Consider the following 22,289-nt stretch of genomic DNA (forward strand, 5'->3'; position numbering starts at 1 on the left):
CCGGGCATGCACGTCGACAATCTCCCGGCCGGCGGCACGGCGCCGCCGCAGACGGGCACCGGACCGGCCGCCCGGCCGCCCGTCGTCACCGCCAGGGGCGTGACCAAGGCGTACGGGCGCACCCGGGCCCTGACGGGCGTGGACCTGGAGGTCCGCGCGGGCGAGGTGCTCGGGCTGGTCGGTCACAACGGCGCGGGCAAGAGCACGCTCATGCGCGTGCTCGCCGGGCTGGAGGCCTGCGACACGGGCACGGTCCTCGTGCACGGGAGGAAGGCGTCCGCCGGGGACTTCCGGTCGGTGCGGATGGCCTACCAGGAGACGTCGCTGTGCCCCGACCTCACGGTGGCGGAGAACATGTGGGTGTCCTCGCGGCACTGCCTGCCCCGCCTGCGGTGGCGGCGGGCGGCGAGCGACGCGGTGCGCCGCCGCCTCGACGAGATGTTCCCCGGCCACGGCGTCTCCCCCCGTGACCGCGTGGAGGACCTGTCACTGGCCCGGCGCCAGATGGTGGAGATCGCCCGGGCCTGCCTGGTGGACCGGCTCGACCTGCTGATCCTCGACGAGCCCACCGAGTCGCTCGGCCCGGACGCCGCCCGGTCGCTGTACGCCTACGTGCGCAGGCTGATCGGGGCCGGCACCGCCGTGCTGCTCATCTCGCATCGCATCCGCGAGGTCCTCTCTGTGGCCGACCGGGTGGCCGTGCTGCGCGACGGCGCGGTCACCGCGGAACGGCCGGCCGCCGGGCTCGGCGAGCCGGACGTCCTCGAGCTGATGGGCGCCCACGTCGCCGCTCCCTCGTCGACCGGCGCGCGAACGGCCTCCGCCGGGACCGCGGCACGGGAGACGGTGGCCGAGCTGCGCGGCGCCATCGGACCCGGCCTGCGGGAGGTCACCCTGCGGGTCGGCAAGGGCGAGGTCGTGGGCCTCGCCGGGCTGGCCGGCCAGGGCCAGCAGGAAGTGCTCGAACGCCTGTGGCGGCCGGTGCGGCGCGACACCACGGTGAACGTGACGCGGGCGTACGTGCCGGGCGACCGGCAGCGCTCGGGCGTCCTGCCCCTGTGGAGCGTGGGCGACAACCTGATCGTGACCGCGCTGCGCGGCATCGCCCGCCGCGGGCTGCGCCGCCCGGCCGAGGAGCGCGCGGTGGTCGGCGACTGGGTGAAGCGCCTCGCCATCAGGGGCGGCGCGGAGGCCGGGATCATCGAGCTGAGCGGCGGCAACCAGCAGAAGGTCATCGTCGCCCGCGCCTTCGCCTCCCCCTCCGGGCTCGTGCTGCTCGACGACCCGTTCCGGGGCGTGGACGTGCACACCAAGAGCGATCTGTACCGCCTCATCAGGGAGGAGGCGGCGAAGGGCCGGAGCATCGTCTGGTACTCCAGCGAGAACGCCGAGATGGCCCACTGCGACCGGGTTTACGTCTTCCGGGCCGGCCGGATCGTGGCCGAACTGACCGGCGAGGAGATCTCCGAGGAACGCATCATCGCCGTCTCCTTCAACGAGGACGGAGGGAACGACTGATGGCCCATCTTCTCGCCCCGGCGCTGCCCGACCGCGCGCGGATGCGCCGCTCGGCCCCGGCGGCGGTCAGCGCCGTCGCGCTGGTCGCGATGCTCTGCGTCTGCTCGTCGCTCCAGCCGGGTGTGCTGACCGTGGAGGGCCTCACGCTGGTCCTGTCCGCGACCGTCCCGCTGGTGATCGCCGCGCAGGCGCAGATGACGCTCATGGCCGTCGGCGACATCGACCTCGGAATCGGCAACTTCGTCGGCCTGGTCACGGTGGTCTCCGCCACCCTGCTGGTGTCGTCCCCCCTCCTCGGCGTGCTCGTCCTGATCGGGCTGGTCGCGGCGTACGCCGTGCTCGGCCTGCTCATCCACCTCCGCGAGGTGCCGGCGCTGATCGCGACCCTCGGCGCCTCGTTCCTCTGGCTCGGGCTCGGCCTGTTCCTGCTGCCGACTCCGGGCGGCACGACCCCCGGGTGGCTGGCGTCGTTCGGCGCCTGGCAGCCCGCGGGCTTCCCGGCGCCGCTGCTGCCGATCCTGGTCGTCGCGCTGGTGGTCTACCTGCTCACCGCGCGCAGCGCCGCAGGCGTGCGGATGCGCGGCCTGGGCAGCAACGCGGTCGCGCTGCGGCGGGCCGGCCTGCGGCCGCTCACGTCCCGCGTCTTCGCCTACGCGACGGCGGGCGCGCTCGGCGTGCTGTCCGGCCTCGTCCTGGCCTCCCAGACCGGCGGCGGAGACGTGTCGTCGGCCTCCGGCTACACGCTCACGACCGTGGCCGCGGTGATCCTCGGCGGGGGCTCCTTCTCCGGCGGCACCGCCGTGCCGTGGGGCGCCGCGATCGGCGGAGTGACGCTGGGGCTGGTCAGCGTGGTTCTCAGCCTGCTCGACGTCCGGTCCGACATGCAGTCGGCCGTGCAAGGCGTGATCGTCCTGGCCGTGCTCGCCGGCCGCGTCGTCGTGGGGAAGGTGCTGCGATGAACATCCGCGTGACCCGCCAATGGAGCGGCCCCTGGAACGGTGCCCCCTGGATTTGGGGCTTCGCCGCCGCCGCGCTCGTGTGGCTGGTGATCCTGGCCATCTCGGGCCAGGGCGGCGGGCAGACGGTCTCCCTCGCCCTGTCGCTCGCGCCGTACCTCGTCATCGTCGGGCTCGGGCAGATGCTGGTCATCAGCGCGGGCCCCGGCAACATCGACGTGTCGGTGGGGTCGGTCATCTCGCTCGCCGGGTTCGTCTCGGTGGCGGCGGCCTCCGCCACCGGCTCCGCGGCTGTGGGGATCCTCGCGGGGATCGGCGTCGGCGTCATCGTCGCGGCGGTCAGCGCCGTGGCCATCCTCGGCCTGTCCGTCCCCCCGATCATCGCCACGCTGGCCGCGGGGCTCGTCGCCTCGTCGATCACGCTGTCGACGGCCAACGGCTTCACCGCCGTGCCCGACCCCGGTCTGCGCTCGGCGCTCAACCTGCGCCCGGCCGGCATCCCGCTCCTCGCGCTGGCGATCGCGGTGCTGACCGTGCTCGTCGTCGCGCTGCTGCGCCGCACGGTCTACGGCCGGTCGCTGATCGCGGTGGGCCAGAGCCGCCGGGCGGCCGAGCGGGCCGGCATCCCGGTCGCCCGGATCATCGGGTCGACCTACCTGCTGAGCGGGGCGCTGGCCGGGCTGACCGGCGCGCTGCTCGCCGCCTACATCGCGCCCTCGGCCGATCTCGGCACCCGCTACCTGCTCGATTCCGTGGCCGTCGTGGTCATCGGCGGCACGCTCATCTCCGGCGGTCGCGCGGTCCCGGTGGGCGTGTGGGGCGCGTCTCTCTTCTTCATCCTGCTCGACGGACTGGTCAACCTCGTCGGCTGGAGCACCGCGGCGCAGAACCTGCTCAAGGGCGGCCTGGTGCTCTTCGTCCTCTTCCTCGCCGGCGGAGGCGACCGTACGGCATCTCTGTTCAAACGGCGATCGCGCACCGCGACCGCCACCACCACTAGTACAGGAGACGACACTGATGGCTGACACCGACGGCCTGCTCGACGCCCGCGACTTCGGGACGTCCGCCGGGCCCGCGGCGAGCGGCTTCCACGTGAAGGGCGCGCACGGGCAGGACTGGGGCCTGCGCAACCGCCTGTCGCGCATCTTCCGGCCGGACACCGGGCGCACGGTCATGCTGGCGTTCGACCACGGCTACTTCGTCGGCCCGATGGCCGGCCTGGAGCGCCTCGACACCCGGATCGCCCCGCTCGTCCCGGACGCCGACGCGATCATGATGACCCGCGGCGCGCTGCGCACCAGCATCCCCGCGACCACCGGCGCCGGGATCGTGCTGCGCGCCAGCGGCGGCCCGAGCATCCTGCGCGAGCTGTCCGACGAGCACATCGCGCTCGACATGGAGGACGCGCTGCGCCTCAACGCCGCCGCCGTGGCCATCCAGGTGTTCATCGGCGGCGAGCACGAGTCGCGGTCGGTCGCCAACCTGGCCGCGCTCGTGGACGCCGGTCAGCGGCACGGCGTCGCCGTGCTCGGCGTCACCGCCGTCGGCAAGGACATGGTCCGCGACGCCCGCTACTTCCGCCTCGCGACCCGGATCAGCGCCGAGATGGGCGCCCACATCGTCAAGACGTACTACGTCGAGGAGGGCTTCGAGACCGTCACCGCGAGCTGCCCGGTGCCGATCATCGTCGCGGGTGGCAAGAAGCTGCCCGAGATCGACGCCCTGACGATGGCCTACCGGTCGATCCAGGAGGGCGCCGCCGGCGTCGACATGGGCCGCAACATCTTCCAGAGCGACAGCCCCGCCGGCATGCTCGCCGCGGTCCGCGCGGTCGTGCACGACGGGCTCAAGCCCGAGGAGGCGTACGAGATCTACAAGGAGAAGGCGGGCGGCTCCGCCGCCTAGTCCGATCCTTCTCCGGCGCGGGTCCGCCCGCGGACCCGCGCCCGTCACCCTCCGGGAGCCACCCATGTCGCAACACGTCCCCTTCGGTGAGACCGACGTCGTCGATCTCGCCGTCATCGGAGCCGGCATCAACGGGCTCGCCATCGCCCGGGACGCCGCCGCCCGCGGCCTGCGCGTCGTCGTCGTCGACCGCGCCGACGTGGGCTCGGGCACGTCGAGCACCTCCAGCCGGCTGATCCACGGCGGCCTCAAGTATCTCGAGCGCTACGACTTCACGCTCGTGCACGAATCCATCCGGGAGCGGCACCTGCTGTTCCGCACCGCTCCCCACCTCATCCGCGACTACCCGATGCTGATCCCCTTCTACGAGGGGAACACACGGCCGGGAGCGCTGATCCGGCTCGGCCTGCTGGCGTTCGACACGATGGCCCTGGGCCGGGGACGCGGGCTCAGCCGGGGCGTGCCGGTCCGCACGGTGGCCCGCCGGTGGCCCACACTGGCGCGCGAGGGCCTGCGCGGGGCGGCGCTGTTCCACGACGCGCAGGTGCCGTGGGCGGAGCGCCTCTGCGTCGAGCTGCTCCTCGACGCCCGCCACCTGGGCGCCCGCGTCCTCACCTACACCTCCGTCACCGGACTGATCGTCGAGAGCGACCGGGTCGCCGGCCTTCACACCGAGGACGTGCGGACCGGGGAGCGCGGGGAGATCCGGGCCGCCGTCACCGTCAACGCCGCCGGGCCGTGGATCGACCGGATCCTCGACGGGCAGATCGAGAGCCGGCGGCTGAACGGCGGCACCAAGGGCAGCCACGTCGTCCTCGACCCGTTCCCCGGAGCCCCCGACACCTGCATCTTCTTCGAGGCGGCGGCCGACGGCCGGCCCATCTTCGTCTTCCCCTGGCAGGGCCGCTACATGCTCGGCAGCACCGACCTCACCTACGAGGGCGACCTGGACGAGGTGGTGGCCGGCGACGCCGAGATCGACTACCTGCTCGCCGAGACCAACCGGATCTTCCCGCAGGCGAACCTCACACCCGCCGACGTGCTGTGGAGCGTCGCCGGGATCCGGCCCCTGCCGTACACGGCCGAGGTGTCGGACAACGCCAAGATCAGCCGTGGGCACACCGTGCTCAACCACGCGCCCGCCTATCGGGGCCTGCTGACGGTCATCGGCGGCAAGCTCACGACCCACAGGGCGCTCGCGGAGGACGTGACCGACGAGGCGCTGCGCGTGCTCGGCAAGCGGCCCCGCCCGTGCGTCACCCGGACCCGGCCGTTCCCCGGCGCGGACACCTCCGACTGGCCGGAGTTCGTGCGCGACTTCCTGCGTGAGTCGCCGCTGGACGGTGCGTCCTCCCGCAGGCTGCTGCAGCTCTACGGCGTGCGCGCCCGCCGGGTGCTCGACCTCGCGGCGGAGGACCCCTCGCTCGCCGAGGTCGTCGACAAGGAGACCGGCGCCCTGGCCGCCGAGGTCGTCATGGCCGTACGCGAGGAGGGCGCGGTCACGCTGGCCGACGTCATGCTGCGACGTATCCTTGTCGGGCTCAACGGCGACATGGGCCTTTCCAGCGCCGCGACCTGCGCCGACGTCGCCGTACGCCACCTCGGCTGGGACGAGGGGCGGGCCCGCGCCGAGGTGGCCGCCTACGAGAACGAACTGCGGCGCCACCGTCCCCGGGCGCTGGCCGCCGCGGCGGGTGGAGGCGCGGCCGGAGGCAGGGCAAGCGACGGGAGGACACCATGACGAACCTGGCCACGTGTTACGTCGGGGTCGACGTCGGCCTGACCGCGTCGAAGGCCGCCGCGTTCGACGCCGAGGGGCGCGAGGTGGGGGTGGTGCACGCCCGCACTCCCCGCACCAGCGTGACCGCCCACCGGCACGACGTGGACATGATCGGGCTGGCCGGCACCGTCGTGTCGCTGCTCGGCGACCTCGCGGGCAAACTCGCCGCCGACGGGTACGCGCCGGCCGGCATCGGCGTGGCCGCGCACGGCAACGGGCTCTACCCGGTCGACGCGTCGCTGCGGCCCGTCGGGCCGGCCATCGCGTCGTCGGACAGCCGGGCCCAGCACATCGTGGACGCGATCGAGCCGGAGGCCGCCCGCCGCCTGGCCGCCGAGACCGGCTCCATCCCCTGGGCGGCCCAGCCGTCCGTGCTCCTGCGCTGGATGCACGACGCCGAACCCGAGGCGTACGCCGCGACCCGGTGGGCGCTGTCGTGCAAGGACTGGGTGACCTCGCAGCTCACCGGCGTGCCAAGCGCCGACTACAGCGACGCGAGCGCGTTCGGCATGGTGGCGCTGGACACCCGCGAATACACGCCGACGGCGCTCGAACTGGTGGGGCTTCCGGCCGGCGACCTCGACCGCTTCCCGCCGTTGCGCGAGTCCGGGCAGGTCGTGGCCGGACTCAGCGCGCGGGTCGCGGAGCTGACCGGGCTGCCGGAGGGGCTGCCCGTGATCGCGGGCTGCATGGACTGCGTGGCCGCCACCCTGGGCGCGGGCGGCCGGGCGCCGGGCGACGTGACGATCATCGTGGGCACCTGGGCCATCAACGGGGTCGTCGTCCCCGCCGCCACCCCCGCGCCCGAGGTCACGCTCAGCGCGCTGATGCCCGACTCGGGAACGATGCTCGCCATGGAGGTCGCCCCCACGTCGGCCGCCAACCTCGACTGGCTGAGCACCGCGTCGGCGCCGCACCGGGCGACCGCCGGCGTTCCGGCGGCGGACCTGCTGGCCGAGGCGGCGACGGTGGCGCCGGGCGCGGACGGGCTGCTGTTCCTGCCGTTCGTCAACGGCGCCCCCGAGCACCCGACGGCCTCGGGGACCTTCCTCGGCATCTCCGCCGTACACCGTCGCGGGCATCTCACCCGTGCGGTCATCGAGGGGGTCGCGCAGTATCACCGGGTGCAACTCGACCGCGTCCTGGCCAGCGGGGCCGCCGTGGGCGACCTTCCCTGGCGGCTGGCCGGGGGCGGCGCGCGGTCGGAGGTCTGGGCGCAGATCTTCGCCGACGTGCTCGGCCGTCCCGTCCGCCGTCAGCTCACCAGCGAACTCGGCGCACGCGGGGTCGCCTCGCTGCTGCCCGCTGCGCTCGGGCACAGCGACGTGCCGTGGTCGGTCAGCGACAGCGACGACCTGTGCGTCCGCCCCGGTCCCGCCCGCGAGGCGTACGTCCGGCAGGCGGAGGTGTTCGACCGGTGCCTGGCCGGGATGTCCGCCGCGTGGTCGGAGGTCGAGCGGTATCGCACGGCGGGGTTCGAACCGGCTCCCACGTCGGACGGCCGCTGACGAGCTTTGCGAATCGCCTCAGCGGCAGCGCTCCAGCACGTTCGCCATCTCGGCCAGGAAGCCGTCCACCTCGTGGATCGCGTAGCCCGGCCGGAACACCACGGTGGCGAACGTCGCCTTCCTGACCTGCTCCGCCGTGAGCGGCTCGGCCGCCGTCCCGCGCAGCGTCGCCACCATCCTGTCGAGGAAGGCGTCGACCTCCTCCTCCCGGTAGCCCATGCCGAGCCGCCCGGGGTGGAAGGCCACCCGCTCCACCCGCACCGCCTGCGTCTCCAGCCAGCCCGGAGAGCCCGGCTCCGGCGGGAGCGTGCCCGTCCTCTCCTCAGGGCCGGCGTCCTCGGCACGCGTACGGCGAGGCCGGGCCGTCGAGGCGGCCCGGGCGGCGGCGGGTTGGGACACGCCGGCGGGTTGGGACACGCCGGCGGGTTGGGACACGGCGGCGGACCCCGAGGCGGCGGGCCGGGGCGTTCCGGCAGTGGCCTGTCCGGCGGGCCGCCGGGCGGCCGGTGCGCGATCTTCGGCGACTGCCCCCAGGGCAGCGGATCCGGAGCCGGTGGGCCCCGAGGGGGCGGGTGGCGGTGGCACGGCCGGGGTGGTGGGCGGCGGCTTCAGGGCCGGGGTGGCGGTGTCCCGGCCTCCTCTGGCCTCGACCGCCACGATGAACGCGTCGAGCGCGAAGTCCACGGCCGTCTCGTTGTAACCCCCGCGCTTGACGGCGAACCTGGCGTTCCTGATCTCGTCGGCGGTCACCGGCGGGCCGTCGAGCGGGCCGAGGCCGAGCGTCCGCTCGATCCTGCGCACGAATTCGTCGACCTGTGCGGGGTCGTATCCCAGCCGCGCGGCCATGACGCGGGGAAAGCGGTTCACACCACACCTCCCTGCCCGTTGCTCAAGCCCGTCCATTCTGACGGGACTCCGAACAAAAAGGCGAGACCCAATGATCGCCCGAAGTTCGTACGCGGGGAGGAACGATCCCGATAGGCTCAAATGACTATGCGGATCGCCAGCCTCTCCTTCCGGTACGGACGGCGCGCCCCCTGGATCCTGTCCGACGCCGGCCTGGTCCTGGACGCGGGCGACGTGGTCGAGGTCACCGGGCCCAACGGCACCGGCAAGTCCACCCTCCTGCGACTGGTCGCCGGGCTGCTCCGGCCCACACGCGGAAGCGTCGAGGACCGCCCCCGGATCGTCGGGTACGCCCCCGAGCGGTTCCCCTCCGACCAGCCGTTCACCGTGGCCGCCTACCTGCGGCACATGGCGGCGGTCCGGAGGGTGAGTACGGAGTCGATCGGCCGGTGGAGCGAGCGGCTCGGCATGGACCACCTGCTCGGGCAGCGACTGCCCGACCTGTCCAAGGGCAGCGCCCACAAGGTGGGCCTCGCGCAGGCGCTTCTCGCCGAGCCGGGGCTGCTCGTGCTCGACGAGCCCTTCGCCGGTCTCGACGCCGCCACCCGGGCCGAACTCCCCCGGATCATCGGGGAGATCAGCGCGCGCGGCGGCATCGTCGTGGCGAGCGACCACCAGGGTGATCTGCGTTACTTCCCTGGCCTGCGCCGCTGCGAGGTCCGTGACCGGGCCCTGCGGGAACTCGATCCGGTCGATCCGATCGAGGATGCCGCGGAGCCGGCCCTGACCGTGCTGGAGGTGGCGGTGGCCGCGTCGAAGGCGCAGGACCTGGCCGACCGTCTGCGCGCCGAGGGCTGCACGGTGAACATCACGGCCCGCGCCACCCGGGAGGTCGCAGGATGACCGCCATGATGGCGCTGGCGAGGTTCCGCCTGGCCGGATACGCCGCCTCACACCGCGCGCTGCAACCGCTGATCGCGCTGCTGGCGCTGCTCGCGGTCCTCTACGCGGGCTCCATTCCGGCCGGTCAGGAGATCGCGGCCACCGCGGACTCGGCGGCCATGCTCGTGCCGGTGCTCGCCTGGGCCGCGCGCGGCCTGCTCGACACCGAGCCCGACGAGCAGCGCAGCGTCGCCATCTCGGCCCTGGGTCCGAAGGAACTGGCCGGCGGCCTGGTGGCGGCGTTCGCGTCGCTGCTCGTCCTGGCGGCGATCGGCGAGGGCGCGCTGCTCCTCCGCCTCGCGGGATCCCCCACCCTCACCGTGCTGCTGGCGGGCGTGTGGCTGCATCTGCTGTCCGCGACGGCGGGCCTCGCGCTCGGGGCGCTGACGAGCCGCCCGATCCTGCCCTCCCCTGCGGTGTCCACGATCGCCCTGATCCTCGGCTATCTGTCGATGCTGGTGCTCAGCATGGCCGGGGCCCGCTGGCTCACCGTGCCGGTCATGGGCTGGATGCGGGACGCCCATCACGGGGTGTTGCTGTCCGGGCTGCCCCTGATCACCGTGCAGTCGCTGCTGTGGCCCGCGATCGGCCTGGCGGCCTACACCTGGCTGCGCCGCACGCGCCCCTGAGGCACCACCACGCCGGTTATCGGGCCGGTTATTGGGGCGCCGCGGCGAGCTGCCCGCACGCCCCGTCGATCTCCCGCCCCCGGGTGTCCCGTACGGTGACGGCGACGCCGTGGGACTCCAGGCGGCGTACGAACGCCCGCTCGTCCTCGGGACGCGATGCGGTCCACTTCGAGCCGGGCGTGGGGTTGAGCGGGATCAGGTTGACGTGCACGAGCTTGCCCTTGAGCAGGCGGCCGAGCAGGTCGGCCCGCCACTCCTGGTCGTTGATGTCCTTGATCAGGGCATACTCGATGGACACACGCCGCTTGGTCTTGGCCGCGTAGCTCCAGGCCGCGTCGAGCACCTCGGCGACCTTCCACCGGGTGTTGATCGGCACGAGCGTGTCCCTGAGCTCGTCGTCCGGGGCGTGCAGGGAGACGGCGAGCGTCACCGGCAGGCCCTCGTCGGCGAGCTTGCCGATCGCGGGCACCAGGCCGACCGTCGAGACCGTGATCCCGCGCGCCGAGATGCCCAGACCCTCCGGCGCGGGGTCGACCAGGCGGCGGACGGCGCCGATCACGGCCTTGTAGTTGGCCATCGGCTCGCCCATGCCCATGAAGACCACGTTGGTCACCCGTCCAGGGCCGCCCGGGACCTCGCCCCGCGCCAGCGCCCGGGCGCCGGCGACGACCTGCTCGACGATCTCGGCGGTGGACATGTTGCGGGTGAGCCCGGCCTGCCCGGTGGCGCAGAACGGGCAGTTCATGCCACATCCGGCCTGGGAGGAGACGCACATGGTGACGCGGTCGGGATAACGCATCAGGACCGACTCGACCAGCGAGCCGTCGAACAGCTTCCACAGCGTCTTGCGCGTCATGCCGTCGTCACAGGTGATCTCGCGTACGGAGGTCAGCAGCGGAGGCATGAGCTGCTCGACCAGCCGCTCGCGCAGCGCGCCCGGCAGGTCGGTCATCTGCTCGGGAGAGCCGGTCAGCCGGGTGAAGTAGTGGCGGGAGAGCTGGTCGGCGCGGAACGGCTTCTCCCCCAGCTCCGCCACGGCCGCCCTGCGTTCGGCCATGGTCAGGTCGGCGAGGTGGCGCTGCGGCTTGGCCCTGCGGGGCGCCACGAAGGTCAGCTGCCCGGTCTTCGGCTGCTCGCTCACGCAAAACCCTTTCCATCATCCGCGGCCGTGGTCTTAACGACCGGCGCACGCGGCTTTACATTCTGTCTGGCGGTCGAATCCCGGAGGCGTACGAGAGGTGAGGTGTGGACACCACTGTCGTGCTCACCAGCACCAACCCCTACGGGAGCCGCACACTGACGATCGAAGCCGACCGGACCTCCTCAGTAGCTTACCTTCGTGACGCGAAGGGGATCGTCCACGGAGCGGTCTGGCTGGCCAACCACGTCCCCGCGCCCACCGAGGCCGATGCGGCCCGCGCCGAGGCAGGGCTGCCGCCGGTGATGCCCGAGGCGCACACCGCGCACCCCTCCGGCCGGCCGCCCCTGGACGCCGGGTCGCTGTCGGTGCTGTGGTTCGAGGAGGGCGACGGCGTCGCCCTGTACGAGAACGACGCACTCCTGGCGGTCATTCCGGCATGGGCCGGCCTGGAGCGCGGCCTGCCCGGGTACGCGCGGGACGCCGTCGGGGAGTCTCCGTTCGCCTGGCCGTTGGGCGAGGCGCTGGAGGGCCTGTCCCCCCGGGTGGCCAAGGCCCGCGCGTACTGGCGGTGGCGGCAGGCGGAGGGCAGCTGGGCCACCTACCAGCAGTTCGTGCTCGGGCACCTGGACAGCAGGCTCGGGGCGCCCGGCCGCTATTGGGACGTCTCCGGCGACCGGTTCCCCCTGGTGGGCGTCAGCGAGCGCCCGCCCACGTTCACCCGGGACTACAGCGTGCTGTCCACCGTCGGCATGAGCTGCCAGCGGATGCCCGCCGCGGAGATGTACGACACGGCGTGCCGGGTGGAACTCGCGCTGGCGACCAGGCAGGATCCGAGGGCCGCCGCGCGGCTGTTCGCCTGGCTGGGGCAGTATCCGTGGCGGTCGGTCACCTGGCTGGGGCATGGGCACACGGCCCGCTGGTTCCAGGACCCGGCCACGTTTCCGCTGGACGGCGGGCACCAGGGGGTGCTCATGCTGATGGACCCGCCCGGGCTACCGGACATGTCGGGATTCATGTTCGGCGGCGACGCCGTACGGTGGCTGTGGCTGCTTCCGCTCACCGAGCCGGAGCTCCGCCTCGTGGCCGATCACGGCCATCAGGTGATCCGCGAGCGGCTGGCGCTGACGAGCCGGATCTGACGCGTCCGCACGCCCTCCCCGGGCCCTCCTGGCGGCAGGCCGGGTTGTGAGCGAACTCGGCTGTCAGGCGACCGGGACCAGGAGCGTGAGCAGCAGCCACACGGGGACGAGCGTGAACAGCAGCGAGTCGAGGCGGTCCATGGCCCCGCCGTGCCCGGGCAGCAGCGTGCCCATGTCTTTGATGCCGATGTCCCGCTTGATCACCGACTCGACCAGATCGCCGAGCGTCGCGCACACGACTCCCGCCAGGCCGACGACGGCGCCTTCCCAATACTCGCCCTGCAGCAGGAAGTGGACCAGTAACGCGCCGCCCACGACGCAGGCGAGGGTGGACCCGGCGAAGCCCTCCCAGGTCTTCTTGGGGCTGATGAGCGGCGACATCCGGTGCTTGCCGAAGAAGATCCCGGCGAAGTATCCGCCGATGTCGCTGCACACGGTGACCGCGACGAAGACGATCACGCGATCCGGCCCGTCATCGGGGGCCAGCAGCAACGGCACGAACCCCGCGAGCAGCGCCGGGTAGACCGCGACGAACATCGCGGCGGTCGCGTCCCTGACGAAGCCTTCCGCGCCCTGGAACATGCGCCAGGCCAGCAGCACCATCACGGTCACGCCGAACGCGCCGACCAGGAACGACGTGCCGCCCCAGAACGGCCCGATCGTCATGGCCGCCATGCCGGCCAGCAGGGGCGGCAGCGGCACCCGGATGCCGAACTCCCCCAACGCCTTGACGAGCTCGTGGATGCCGACGCCGACGGCCAGCAGGACCACGACGAGGAAGGCGGCCTTTGCGGTGTAGAGCGAGACGATGACCGCCGCGCCGAGCGCGACGCCGACCCCCACCGCCGCCGGGAGATTGCGGCCCGTGCGGCCCGAGGACTTCTTGGCGGGATCGCCGGACGCGCCGGCGCCCGGGGGGTCCGCGAGGCCGTTCGGCGCAGCGGCCCGGCCGGCCCCGGCAGTGGAATCGGCGGAACCGGTGCCGGCTTCGGCCATGCCGCTCTGACCGGCGTCACGGCTCGCGCCGGCACGGCCGAGGCCGTTCGGCCCGGACGCCTGACCGGCGCCGGTGCCACCACTCGCCTCGGGGCCGTGTCCGGCATCGGAAGAGCCCGCCGGGCCTCCCACCGGGTTATCCGCCGGATTCCGGTCGCCGGCGGCAGCGGTTCCGTCCACAGCGTCCCACTCTCTATATGCGCGTGATCCTTGCGCCGCCCCGCTTGTCGCGAATGCGGCACAAGGATCACGGTCGTGCCGTACGGCCCGCTTTCCGAGCCGCGACGTCAGACCTCGAGCAGCTCGGCTTCCTTGTGCTTCAGCAGCTCGTCGATCTTCGCGACGTGCTTCTGGGTGAGGTCGTCGAGCTCCTTGACCGCACGATGGACCTCGTCCTCGCCGGCCTCGCCGTCCTTGACGAGCTTGTCGAGGATCTCCTTGGCGTGCCGGCGGATGTTCCGGACGGACACCCGGCCGTGCTCCGCCTTGTTGCGGGCGACCTTGATGTACTCCTTGCGGCGCTCCTCCGACAGCTCGGGGAACACCACGCGGATCACGATGCCGTCGTTGCTCGGGTTGACGCCGAGGTCACTGTCGCGGATGGCCCTCTCGACCGCGTTCAGCGAGCCCTTGTCGTACGGCTGCACGAGCACCATGCGCGCCTCGGGGACGTGGAACGACGCGAGCTGCTGGATCGGCGTCTGCGATCCGTAGTAGTCAACACTGATCTTGTTGAACATCGAGGGCGTCACACGGCCGGTGCGGATGCTCGCGAAGTCGTCCTTGGCGACCGTCACCGCCTTGTCCATCTTCTCCTCGGCCTCGAGGAGGGTTTCGTCGATCACTGCGGCTCCCTACTTCCCTGCCGGACTCACCAGCGTGCCGATCTTCTCACCACGGACCGCCCGGAGGATGTTGCCCTCGCCCATGAGATCGAAGACCACGATGGGCAGGCCGTTGTCCATGCACAGGCTGATCGCGGTGGCGTCCATGACCCCGAGGCCCCGCGTCAGCACCTCGCCGTAATCAAGCTGGTCGAACCGGACCGCGTCGGGGTTCTTGCGCGGGTCCGAGTCGTACACGCCGTCGACCTGGGTGCCCTTGAGCAACGCCTCGGCGCCGATCTCCAGCGCGCGCTGCGCCGCGCAGGTGTCGGTCGAGAAGAACGGCGAGCCGAGCCCGGCGCCGAAGATGACCACGCGGCCCTTCTCCAGGTGGCGGATCGCGCGGCGCGGCAGGAACGGCTCGGCCACCTGCTGCATCGTGATCGCGGTCTGCACACGGGTGTCGATGCCGCGCTTCTCCAGGAAGTCCTGCAGGGCGAGGCAGTTGATCACGGTCCCGAGCATGCCCATGTAGTCGGCACGGGCGCGGTCCATGCCGCCCTGCGACAGGGCGGCGCCGCGGAACATGTTGCCGCCGCCGACGACGACCGCCACCTGGACGCCCTCACGGACGGCCTCGGCGACCGAGTCCGCCAGCTGGGCGACGACGCGCGGGTCGATCCCGAGGGACTCGCCGCCCGCGAACGCCTCACCCGACAGCTTCAGCATCACCCGCTTCCAGCGCAGCGGCCCGTCGTACGACGAAGCCGCCGGCGTGGCGGGTCTGGTGTTCTCCTGCACGGCGGCGGCCTCCTCGTATGTTCGCGCGGGTCGAAAAGCTCCTGGCAGTAAGCCTAAGCCTGGCCGACCTTGTAGCGGGTGAAGGCCAGGACCTTGACGCCGGCCTCGTCCGCGACCTTCGCGATCGTCTTCTTGTTGTCCTTCACGAACGCCTGCTCCAGCAGGGTGAAGTCCTTGTACCAGCCGTTGACCCGGCCCTCGACGATCTTCGGGATGGCGCCCTCGGGCTTGCCCTCCTCGCGGGTCATCTGCTCGAACAGCGACCGCTCCTTCTCGATGACCTCGGCGGGCACCTCGGCGGGGCTGAGGTACTTCGGCGCCATCGCGGCGGTGTGCTGGGCGATGTCCTTGGCGACCTCGGCGTTCGGCGTGTCGAGCTGCACGAGCACGCCCACGGCCGGCGGAAGCTGCGGGTCGGTCTTGTGCATGTAGGAGGTGATGAAGCCACCCTCCAGCACCGCGAACCGGCGGATCTCGATCTTCTCGCCGAGCGCCGCGTTGGCCTCGTCGAGCAGCTCCTTGACGGTCTTGCCGTTCAGCTCGGACTCGAGCAGCGTCGGCACGTCGGCGGGCTTGGTCGCGACGATGTGCGCGACGATGTCGGCGGCGAGCTCCTGGAAACGCTCGTTCTTGGCGACGAAGTCGGTCTCGCAGTTGAGCTCAAGCAGCGCCGCGAGGGAGTCGCCCTCGTGCTTGACGGCGACCAGGCCGTTCGACGCGGTGCGGGCCTCGCGCTTGCCGACGTCCTTGGCGCCCTTCAGGCGCAGGATGTCGACGGCCTTGTCGAAGTCGCCCTCGGACTCCTCGAGCGCCTTCTTGCAGTCCATCATGCCGGCGGCGGTCAGCTCGCGAAGCCGCTTGACGTCGGCCATGTTTACGGAAGCCATTGTCCAATTTCCTCTTCGGGACCCGGATGCGAATCGTCTGGGGGGTGGGCGCCCGTGCCGAGCGCCCACCCGGTGAAGCCCTCAGCGCGGCGGGCGTCGCCCTGCCGCACCGGAACCAGGTCGCTGCCTGGGCGATTCCCGCCGTCGCGGCCGGCCTGAGGCGCCGCGACCGGCGGGAATCCGTGGCCGTACGTCAGGCCTGCTCGCCCTGCTCGCCCTGCGCGGGCTGCTCGGCGGCCGGAGCCTCGGCGGTCTCGGCGGTCTCGGCGGCCGGAGCCTCGGCGGTCTCGGCGGTCTCGGCGGCCGGAGCCTCGGCGGCCGGAGCGGCCTCGCCGCCCTCGAGGAGCTCGCGCTCCCACTCGGCCAGCGGCTCGGCGGCTGCGACGCCCGCCGGCTTCTCGTCACCGCGGCCGGCGCCCGCACGGGTCATGAGACCGTCGGCGACCGCGTCGGCGATCACGCGCGTGAGGAGGCTGACGGCGCGGATGGCGTCGTCGTTGCCCGGGATCGGGTAGTCGACCTCGTCCGGGTCGCAGTTGGTGTCGAGGATCGCGACGACCGGGATGCCGAGCTTCTTGGCCTCGTTGATCGCGATGTGCTCCTTCTTGGTGTCCACGACCCAGACCGCGCTCGGGACGCGGGCCATGTCACGGATACCGCCGAGGGTGCGCTCCAGCTTCTCCTTCTCGCGGCGGCGCATCAGGAGCTCCTTCTTGGTGAGCCCGGAGCCGGCCACGTTGTCGAAGTCGAGCTCCTCGAGCTCCTTCAGCCGCTGAAGCCTCTTGTGCACGGTGGAGAAGTTGGTGAGCATGCCGCCCAGCCAGCGCTGGTTCACGTAGGGCATGCCGACGCGCGACGCCTGCTCGACGATCGACTCCTGCGCCTGCTTCTTCGTGCCGATGAACATGATGGTGCCGCCGTGCGCGACGGTCTCCTTCACGAAGTCGTAGGCACGGTCGATGAACGACAGCGACTTCTGCAGGTCGATGATGTAAATGCCGTTGCGCTCGGTGAAGATGAAGCGCTTCATCTTCGGGTTCCACCGACGGGTCTGGTGGCCGAAGTGGACGCCGCTCTCCAGCAGCTGCCGCATGGTGACGACAGGGGCCATGGTGATGGTCCTCCATGGTCGTGTGCCCTTGGGCACGGTCTCGGTTGGTCACGCGGGCGTCTTGCCCGCGCCCTGACGCCCCGGGCCGCTTTCACCGGACGCGGTCCGGACCGAGAAGGCGGCTCGTGAGTGGGCGTGCGAATTCGGCCCGCCTAGCAGGCCGTCGAACAGTCTACCCGGATCCGCCCCTTCAGTTGACCCTTGCCGGATCGGCACGCGTCACACCTCCTTCGGCCCCACCGGCCCACCTTCGAGAACCGGCGCCCAGCCGCCGCATCGCCCGCCCACCGCATCGCATCGCCCTGCCTGGCACCTGCCGGGCCCCGGCTGTCGTGGTGCCTGCGAGACCTCGCGGGAGAGCGGCGGGAGCCGGCGGATGACAGTCCGCAGGGCCCAGGGGCGGGTGAGGACGCAGGGTCGGCGGTCAGGAGGACGGGGCCCACGCCGCGGCGTGCTCCCCCTGCCGGGGCGGCGGGCTCGTCCAGTGCGGCCGCGTCCCGTCGATCGCGCCGGGCGGGGTGACATAGGTGAGCGTGCCGAAGGGGCTGTCCATCGTCGCCAGCAGATCATCCACCCGCGGCTGCCGCACCCCCGCCCCGTCGATTCCGGCCCCGTCGACCCTGCCGAGCTCGTCAAGCCATGCGGCGGTCCTCGCCAACGACACCTCGACATGCCAGGAGCCGCCCTCGGCCGCCCGCCGCAGCAGCGCCGCGACCGCGCCGAACGCGGCCAGGTAGCCGGTGCCGTGATCGAGAGCCTGCGCGGGCAGCGGACTCGGCCGCAGGCCGTCGCCGTTCTCGTGGGCGATTCCGGATGCCATCTGGACGAGGCTGTCGAAGCCTCTCCTCGACGCCTACGGCCCGCGCGAGCCGTACGCCGAGATGTCGACGCTGACGATGCCGGGCCTCAGGGCGGCGAGATCGTCCGGCCCGAAACCTCTGGCCCGCAGAGCCCCGGGCCGGTATGCCTGAATGACCACGTCGGCCTGGCGGACCAACTCCCTCAGCCTGTCCGCCTCCGAACGCAGGTCGATGTGGCACGACCGCTTGCCGAACGCCGTCTCCACCACGAGCCCCGGCACCTCGGGCAGGTGCGCGGCGCCCACCCGCAGCACGTCCGCGCCGTACGCCGCGAGCGCCCGCGCGGCCACCGGCCCCGCGATCACGCGGGTCAGGTCGAGCACCCGCACGCCACCGAGCGGCCGCTTCATCCCCGCCGGGAGGTTGCTGCCGAGGTCGCCGGCCACATGGCGGGCCCGCGCGCGGCCGCCCCCTCTGCCGGTCTCGCCGCCGTCGGCCCCGCTCGCCTGACCGTCCCAGCCGGAGGCGCCATCGGCCCGGCCGTCCCGGCCGGACAGCCGAAAGACGCCGACAAGGGGAAGGCCGGCCAGCGCCCGCGCCTGGGGGTGCGCGAGCCATTCGGCCCTGCTCCGCATCGCCGCCGCGCAGCCGCCCTGGCGAATCACCGCGTCCTCGATCTCCACCGCCGTACGAGCGGCGCACGCCCTGGCGACGTCCTCCTCACCCGAGCCGGATGGCAGTCCGAGCGCGCGCAGGGCGGCGTCACGGTGATGGTCGAAGTTGCAGTGGAGCCGGACCCAGCCGTCCGCGGTGCGGTAGTCCCCCGACAACGCGGCCCAGGTGTCCATGGCCTTCCCGTCCGTGCGGAAATGCCTCTCGCTCTGGAAGGCCACGGCGGCGTGCCGGACATCGATCGTCACGTCCGGATCGCCGTAGGCACCGCGAGCCGGTTGCCGCCCGCCGGACCCTTCCTCGTCGCTCTCCCCGCTGCGGCCGGCGTACGCCGCGACGGCGGCGGCAAGGGCGCCGGCCGATGCCGCGGCCATCGTGCCGATGGGGAAGACGGACGGCAGGACGGGGTCCTCACCGATGACCCGGACCTCGGGCAGGGCGACTCCCACGCCCGCCCCCAGCTCCCTGATCAGCTTCGCGGTCACTGCCGACTCCTCACGCGATGCCACTGCGATGCCCTCCGCCCATGCCCTCCGCCCATGCTCTGTGGCGATGCCCGGCCGCGTGCTCCACCACGGCAGCGCCGCCTCCCGGTAACCGGGGCAAGTATCCATACCGGTCGCTGTCCGCCCATGGCCGCCCTCTCGCTTCCACTTCCGGCCCCGGTTCTGGACGGCAAGAGCCTTGTCGCAGCCGTACGAACGAGTCTCGCCGCCCAGGCCCGCGCCACCCTGGCGATGCCGTCGTCGGGGCGGCACAGGCGATGGCATGCCGCCGAGAGCCCCGGCCGGGCGCGCCGCGATGACGCGTGCTGCCCGTTCATCCGCGCGCGGCACGTCGCAGCCGCCACCCACGATCCACGTTCTCGACGAATCCCGCGGCGGCCAGGGCGCCGAGGCAGGCGAGTGCCGTCCCGATGTCCACACCGGCGGCCACCGCGATAGCGGCGGGGCCTGTGGCGCCGCGCGCGGGGATCGCTTCGAGCACACGTCTGGTCTCCTCGTTCAGCCCGTCGCGCGGCCGGACCGGCCCGCGTTGCTCCGGTGCGAGATCGTCGCCGATGGAGCCCACCAGCTCGATGATCTCCTCGGGCGAGGTGACGCAGACGGCCTTGCCCTGGCGGATCAGGACGTGGCAGCCCGTGGAGACGTCCGCGGTGATCGGACCGGGCACGGCCATCAGATGCCGGTTCAGGCCCCAGGCGTGCGTGGCCGTGTTGAGCGCACCGCTGCGCACGGCCGCCTGCACGACGACGGTCCCCCGGGACAGGGCGGCGATGACCCGGTTGCGGATGAGGAACCGCAGCCGGGTGGGGTGCGCGCCCGGCGACCACTCGCTGATCACCGCCCCCTGGCGGCGCACGGCATGGAACAGGTCCTCGTGAGCGCTGGGGTAACACACGTCCGTCCCGCAGGCGAGCACGACGACCGTCGGCGTTCCGGACGCCAGAGCGCCCCTGTGGGCGGCACCGTCGATGCCGTAGGCGCCACCGCTGATCACCGTCCATCCGCGTCCGCCGAGACTCATGGCGAACTCCGCCGCCACGGTCGCGCCGTACGCCGTCGCGGCCCTGGCCCCGACGACGGAGACCGAGCGCAGGCAGGAGAAGCGCAGGTTCGCCTGTCCGTCCACCCACAGCCCGAACGGCCGTGCGTCCCCGAGATCGTCGAGCTGGGTGGGCCATTCGACGTCGCCCGGCACTACGAGCCGGGCTCCTCCCCGCATGCCTTGCGCCAGGTCGCCCGCGGGGTCTGTGTAGCGGGCCGCCCAGGCGGCCGCGTGCCGGCCGAGATCGAGGTGGCGCCGGGACGCCTCGGCGCGGTCCTTCTCGTCACGGGCGAAGTCAGGGTCGAGCACGCCGCGTCTCGCCTGCTCCATGGCGCCGACGGGGCCATAGCGGGCGATCAGCCGGCTCATCACCGCGTCGCCTGCCTCGGCCATCCGCATGATCGCCACGCGGGCCAGCCGCTCCGCCCTTCCCTGACCTGCTGCACCACCGGCGTCCCCGGCCGGGCTGGCGGAGGCGCCCGCTGCCTGCGCGGTGGTCTCCCGGGCCGGCGCGTCGCCGGCGGTGGAGAATTCGGTCGTTTCCATCAATCTACTCCCAGCCACAGTGCGAGGGCGGCCGACGTCTCGGCCTGGTCCGGACGGTCCTTGCAGGAGAGATCAGCGAGCGTCCAGGAGATGCGGAGCACACGATCAAGGCCGCGCGCGCTGAGCGTGCCCACGTCGAGACCTCGGTGTAGCGGGGCCATCGCGGCGCCGGACAGGCGGAAATCGCGGTGCAACGCGGATGACGACACCTCCGCGTTGGTGCGCCAGGGAGTGCCTGCCAACCGTTTGGCGGCCCGCTCGCGCGCCAATCTCACCCGCTCGGCCACGGTCGCGCTGGTCTCCACGAAGTGCCGGTCCGCGAGCAGCTCCGCGCGGGTGGCCCGGCCGATCTTCACCTTCACGTCGACGCGATCCAGCAGCGGCCCGGAGAGCCGGTCGAGATAGCGGCGCCGGCCCGCGGGCGTGCATTTGCAGGGGTGCCCAACCGTGCCCTGCAGTCCGCACGGGCATGGATTGGCCGCCATGACCAGCATGAACCGGGCAGGGAAGGTGACCGCGCCGACGGCTCGCGCGATGGTCACCGTGCCCGACTCGAGGGGTTGCCGCAGGGAGTCGAGCACGGTGGTCGCGAACTCCGGCGCCTCGTCGAGGAAGAGGACGCCTCGGTGTGCCAGCGATACCGCTCCGGGCCGCACGACGCCTCCGCTCCCGCCGCCCACGACGGCCGCCATCGTGGCGCTGTGATGCGGTGCCATGAACGGCGGCCGGGTGAGCAAGGGGCGCCCCGGCGGCAGCGTTCCCGCCACCGAGTGGATGGCCGACACCTCCAGCGCCTTCTCCTGGTCGAGTGGCGGCAGAAGGGTCGGCAGGCGCTCGGCGAGCATGGTCTTGCCGCTCCCTGGCGGGCCCAGCATCCAGAGGTTGTGCCCTCCGGCGGCGCACACCTCCAGCGCCTTGCGGCCCATCGGCTGCCCGGCCACGTCGCACAGGTCCGGTCCCGGCGCGCCACGATCGCCGCCGTACCGACCTGCCGGGCGCGACACGTGCTCGGCGGGCCGGGCGTGACCACGATGCTCTGCGTGAGCGCCCTGCTCGCTGTGCGCGCCGTGCCCGCTGCACTGGCTGTGCTCGGCGTGAGTGCCCTCCTCGGTTCGAGCGCCGTGCCCGCCGTGCCCGCCGTGTTCGTCCTGTTCGACGCCGCCCGCGTGCTCGGCGTCCTGCGCGAGCGAGGCGGCGTCGTCCACCACCGGAAGCCGGTGCAGGTCGCCCGAGCGCAGCCACCCCACCAGTTCGCCGAGAGTGGCGACGGGGACCACGGTGAGATCGGGCACGAGAGCGGCCTCGGCGGCGTTGAGCGCGGGCACCACGATCGTGCGCACCCCCGCCTCCGCGGCGGCGAGCGCGGCCGGTAGCACGCCCCTGATCGGCCGGACCCGCCCGTCGAGACCGAGCTCGCCGACGAACACCGGCGCAGCGATCCGCTGCGCGGGCACAGCCCCGGCAGCACCGAGCACCGCGATCGCGATGGCCAGGTCGAAGATCGATCCTCGCTTGGGCAGAGTGGCCGGGAACAGGCTCACGGTGACCCGTGCGTCGGGCCAGGCCAGCCTGCTGTTGATCAGCGCGGACCTCACGCGGCCCCGTGCTTCGCTGATCGCGGTGTCGAGGAGCCCGATGAAGTGCGTTCCGGCGATGCCGGGGCCCACATCGGCCTCGACCTCGACGAGGCGCCCGGTGACACCCACGAGGCCGACGCAATTGGTCCGGGCGACGGGCATC

General features: G+C 72.6%; 18 protein-coding genes and 1 pseudogene. 9 read left to right on the forward strand and 10 right to left on the reverse strand.

Features of this window, described 5'->3' with window-relative positions:
* Positions 1–6 precede the first annotated feature (6 nt).
* From FLX08_RS29535 to FLX08_RS29560, 6 genes are all read left to right on the forward strand, one after another.
* Positions 7–1,518 carry a sugar ABC transporter ATP-binding protein gene (locus FLX08_RS29535; RefSeq protein WP_142623544.1) on the forward strand — a complete coding sequence of 504 codons (1,512 nt, stop codon included), beginning with the start codon at positions 7–9 and terminating at the stop codon, positions 1,516–1,518.
* Positions 1,518–2,477 carry an ABC transporter permease gene (locus tag FLX08_RS29540; RefSeq protein ID WP_142623545.1) on the forward strand — a complete coding sequence of 320 codons (960 nt, stop codon included), beginning with the start codon at positions 1,518–1,520 and terminating at the stop codon, positions 2,475–2,477. The genes FLX08_RS29535 and FLX08_RS29540 overlap by 1 nt, the downstream gene beginning before the upstream one ends.
* Positions 2,474–3,499 carry an ABC transporter permease gene (locus FLX08_RS29545; RefSeq protein WP_142623546.1) on the forward strand — a complete coding sequence of 342 codons (1,026 nt, stop codon included), beginning with the start codon at positions 2,474–2,476 and terminating at the stop codon, positions 3,497–3,499. The genes FLX08_RS29540 and FLX08_RS29545 overlap by 4 nt, the downstream gene beginning before the upstream one ends.
* Positions 3,492–4,379 carry a 3-hydroxy-5-phosphonooxypentane-2,4-dione thiolase gene (gene lsrF, locus FLX08_RS29550; protein ID WP_142623547.1) on the forward strand — a complete coding sequence of 296 codons (888 nt, stop codon included), beginning with the start codon at positions 3,492–3,494 and terminating at the stop codon, positions 4,377–4,379. The genes FLX08_RS29545 and lsrF overlap by 8 nt, the downstream gene beginning before the upstream one ends.
* Positions 4,380–4,443: 64 nt before the next feature.
* Positions 4,444–6,120, forward strand: coding sequence for a glycerol-3-phosphate dehydrogenase/oxidase (locus tag FLX08_RS29555; RefSeq protein ID WP_142623548.1), 1,677 nt, complete (start codon positions 4,444–4,446; stop codon positions 6,118–6,120).
* A complete protein-coding gene (locus tag FLX08_RS29560) occupies positions 6,117–7,667 on the forward strand; it encodes an FGGY-family carbohydrate kinase (protein WP_142623549.1) in 1,551 nt (516 codons plus the stop codon). Before FLX08_RS29555 ends, FLX08_RS29560 begins: the two co-directional genes overlap by 4 nt.
* A gap of 18 nt (positions 7,668–7,685) precedes the next feature.
* On the opposite strand, the gene FLX08_RS29565 is transcribed toward FLX08_RS29560, so the two are convergent.
* Positions 7,686–8,534, reverse strand: a complete 849-nt coding sequence (locus FLX08_RS29565; protein WP_167530617.1) for a DivIVA domain-containing protein — start codon at positions 8,532–8,534, stop codon at positions 7,686–7,688.
* A 126-nt stretch (positions 8,535–8,660) separates the two neighbouring features.
* Between FLX08_RS29565 and FLX08_RS29570 the strand changes: the two genes are divergently transcribed.
* Together FLX08_RS29570 and FLX08_RS29575 are read left to right on the forward strand one after the other, a co-directional pair.
* Entirely contained in the window at positions 8,661–9,416 is a 756-nt protein-coding gene (locus FLX08_RS29570; protein WP_142623551.1) for an ABC transporter ATP-binding protein, read from the forward strand.
* Positions 9,413–10,084 (forward strand): hypothetical protein, encoded by a 672-nt coding sequence (locus FLX08_RS29575; RefSeq protein WP_142623552.1) that lies wholly within the window; start codon positions 9,413–9,415, stop codon positions 10,082–10,084. Before FLX08_RS29570 ends, FLX08_RS29575 begins: the two co-directional genes overlap by 4 nt.
* A gap of 28 nt (positions 10,085–10,112) precedes the next feature.
* Here the strand turns inward: FLX08_RS29575 and rlmN are convergent, their stop codons facing one another.
* The gene (gene rlmN / locus FLX08_RS29580; RefSeq protein ID WP_142623553.1) at positions 10,113–11,225 is read right to left on the reverse strand and encodes a dual-specificity RNA methyltransferase RlmN; all 1,113 of its coding nucleotides are present in this window, start codon (positions 11,223–11,225) and stop codon (positions 10,113–10,115) included.
* Positions 11,226–11,329: 104 nt separating this feature from the next.
* On the opposite strand from rlmN, the gene FLX08_RS29585 reads away from it, so the two are divergent.
* Complete coding sequence (locus FLX08_RS29585; RefSeq protein WP_142623554.1) at positions 11,330–12,364, forward strand: suppressor of fused domain protein; 1,035 nt, start codon at positions 11,330–11,332, stop codon at positions 12,362–12,364.
* A 63-nt stretch (positions 12,365–12,427) separates the two neighbouring features.
* Here FLX08_RS29585 and FLX08_RS29590 read toward each other — a convergent pair whose 3' ends face one another.
* The 8 genes and pseudogenes from FLX08_RS29590 to FLX08_RS42440 form a co-directional block, all read right to left on the reverse strand.
* A complete protein-coding gene (locus tag FLX08_RS29590; protein WP_244312985.1) occupies positions 12,428–13,492 on the reverse strand; it encodes a phosphatidate cytidylyltransferase in 1,065 nt (354 codons plus the stop codon).
* 155 nt (positions 13,493–13,647) lie between these two features.
* Complete coding sequence (frr, locus tag FLX08_RS29595; protein ID WP_142623555.1) at positions 13,648–14,205, reverse strand: ribosome recycling factor; 558 nt, start codon at positions 14,203–14,205, stop codon at positions 13,648–13,650.
* 9 nt (positions 14,206–14,214) lie between these two features.
* Positions 14,215–14,985 carry a UMP kinase gene (gene pyrH, locus FLX08_RS29600; protein ID WP_030511713.1) on the reverse strand — a complete coding sequence of 257 codons (771 nt, stop codon included), beginning with the start codon at positions 14,983–14,985 and terminating at the stop codon, positions 14,215–14,217.
* Between the two features lie 53 nt (positions 14,986–15,038).
* The gene (tsf, locus tag FLX08_RS29605; RefSeq protein WP_142623556.1) at positions 15,039–15,872 is read right to left on the reverse strand and encodes a translation elongation factor Ts; all 834 of its coding nucleotides are present in this window, start codon (positions 15,870–15,872) and stop codon (positions 15,039–15,041) included.
* A gap of 193 nt (positions 15,873–16,065) precedes the next feature.
* A complete protein-coding gene (gene rpsB, locus FLX08_RS29610; RefSeq protein WP_142623557.1) occupies positions 16,066–16,983 on the reverse strand; it encodes a 30S ribosomal protein S2 in 918 nt (305 codons plus the stop codon).
* Between the two features lie 424 nt (positions 16,984–17,407).
* Positions 17,408–19,225 (reverse strand): annotated as a pseudogene (locus FLX08_RS43290) (CoA transferase).
* A gap of 49 nt (positions 19,226–19,274) precedes the next feature.
* Positions 19,275–20,549 (reverse strand): DNA-processing protein DprA, encoded by a 1,275-nt coding sequence (dprA, locus tag FLX08_RS29620; protein ID WP_142623558.1) that lies wholly within the window; start codon positions 20,547–20,549, stop codon positions 19,275–19,277.
* A complete protein-coding gene (locus FLX08_RS42440; RefSeq protein ID WP_142623559.1) occupies positions 20,549–22,288 on the reverse strand; it encodes a YifB family Mg chelatase-like AAA ATPase in 1,740 nt (579 codons plus the stop codon). Before FLX08_RS42440 ends, dprA begins: the two co-directional genes overlap by 1 nt.
* Position 22,289 lies beyond the last annotated feature (1 nt).

Origin of the sequence: Microbispora hainanensis, from assembly GCF_006874475.1 — a bacterium.
Taxonomy (GTDB): domain Bacteria; phylum Actinomycetota; class Actinomycetes; order Streptosporangiales; family Streptosporangiaceae; genus Microbispora; species Microbispora hainanensis.

Bases quoted from the DNA above. Each gene is read 5' to 3' on its own strand.
- lsrF (WP_142623547.1), top strand. From the start codon at position 3,492: ATGGCTGACACCGACGGCCTGCTCGACGCCCGCGACTTCGGGACGTCC.
- FLX08_RS42440 (WP_142623559.1), bottom strand. From the start codon at position 22,288: ATGCCCGTCGCCCGGACCAATTGCGTCGGCCTCGTGGGTGTCACCGGG.
- FLX08_RS29535 (WP_142623544.1), top strand. From the start codon at position 7: ATGCACGTCGACAATCTCCCGGCCGGCGGCACGGCGCCGCCGCAGACG.
- FLX08_RS29545 (WP_142623546.1), top strand. From the start codon at position 2,474: ATGAACATCCGCGTGACCCGCCAATGGAGCGGCCCCTGGAACGGTGCC.
- FLX08_RS29560 (WP_142623549.1), top strand. From the start codon at position 6,117: ATGACGAACCTGGCCACGTGTTACGTCGGGGTCGACGTCGGCCTGACC.
- FLX08_RS29575 (WP_142623552.1), top strand. From the start codon at position 9,413: ATGACCGCCATGATGGCGCTGGCGAGGTTCCGCCTGGCCGGATACGCC.
- FLX08_RS29540 (WP_142623545.1), top strand. From the start codon at position 1,518: ATGGCCCATCTTCTCGCCCCGGCGCTGCCCGACCGCGCGCGGATGCGC.
- FLX08_RS29555 (WP_142623548.1), top strand. From the start codon at position 4,444: ATGTCGCAACACGTCCCCTTCGGTGAGACCGACGTCGTCGATCTCGCC.
- tsf (WP_142623556.1), bottom strand. From the start codon at position 15,872: ATGGCTTCCGTAAACATGGCCGACGTCAAGCGGCTTCGCGAGCTGACC.
- FLX08_RS29570 (WP_142623551.1), top strand. From the start codon at position 8,661: ATGCGGATCGCCAGCCTCTCCTTCCGGTACGGACGGCGCGCCCCCTGG.
- rpsB (WP_142623557.1), bottom strand. From the start codon at position 16,983: ATGGCCCCTGTCGTCACCATGCGGCAGCTGCTGGAGAGCGGCGTCCAC.
- dprA (WP_142623558.1), bottom strand. From the start codon at position 20,549: ATGGAAACGACCGAATTCTCCACCGCCGGCGACGCGCCGGCCCGGGAG.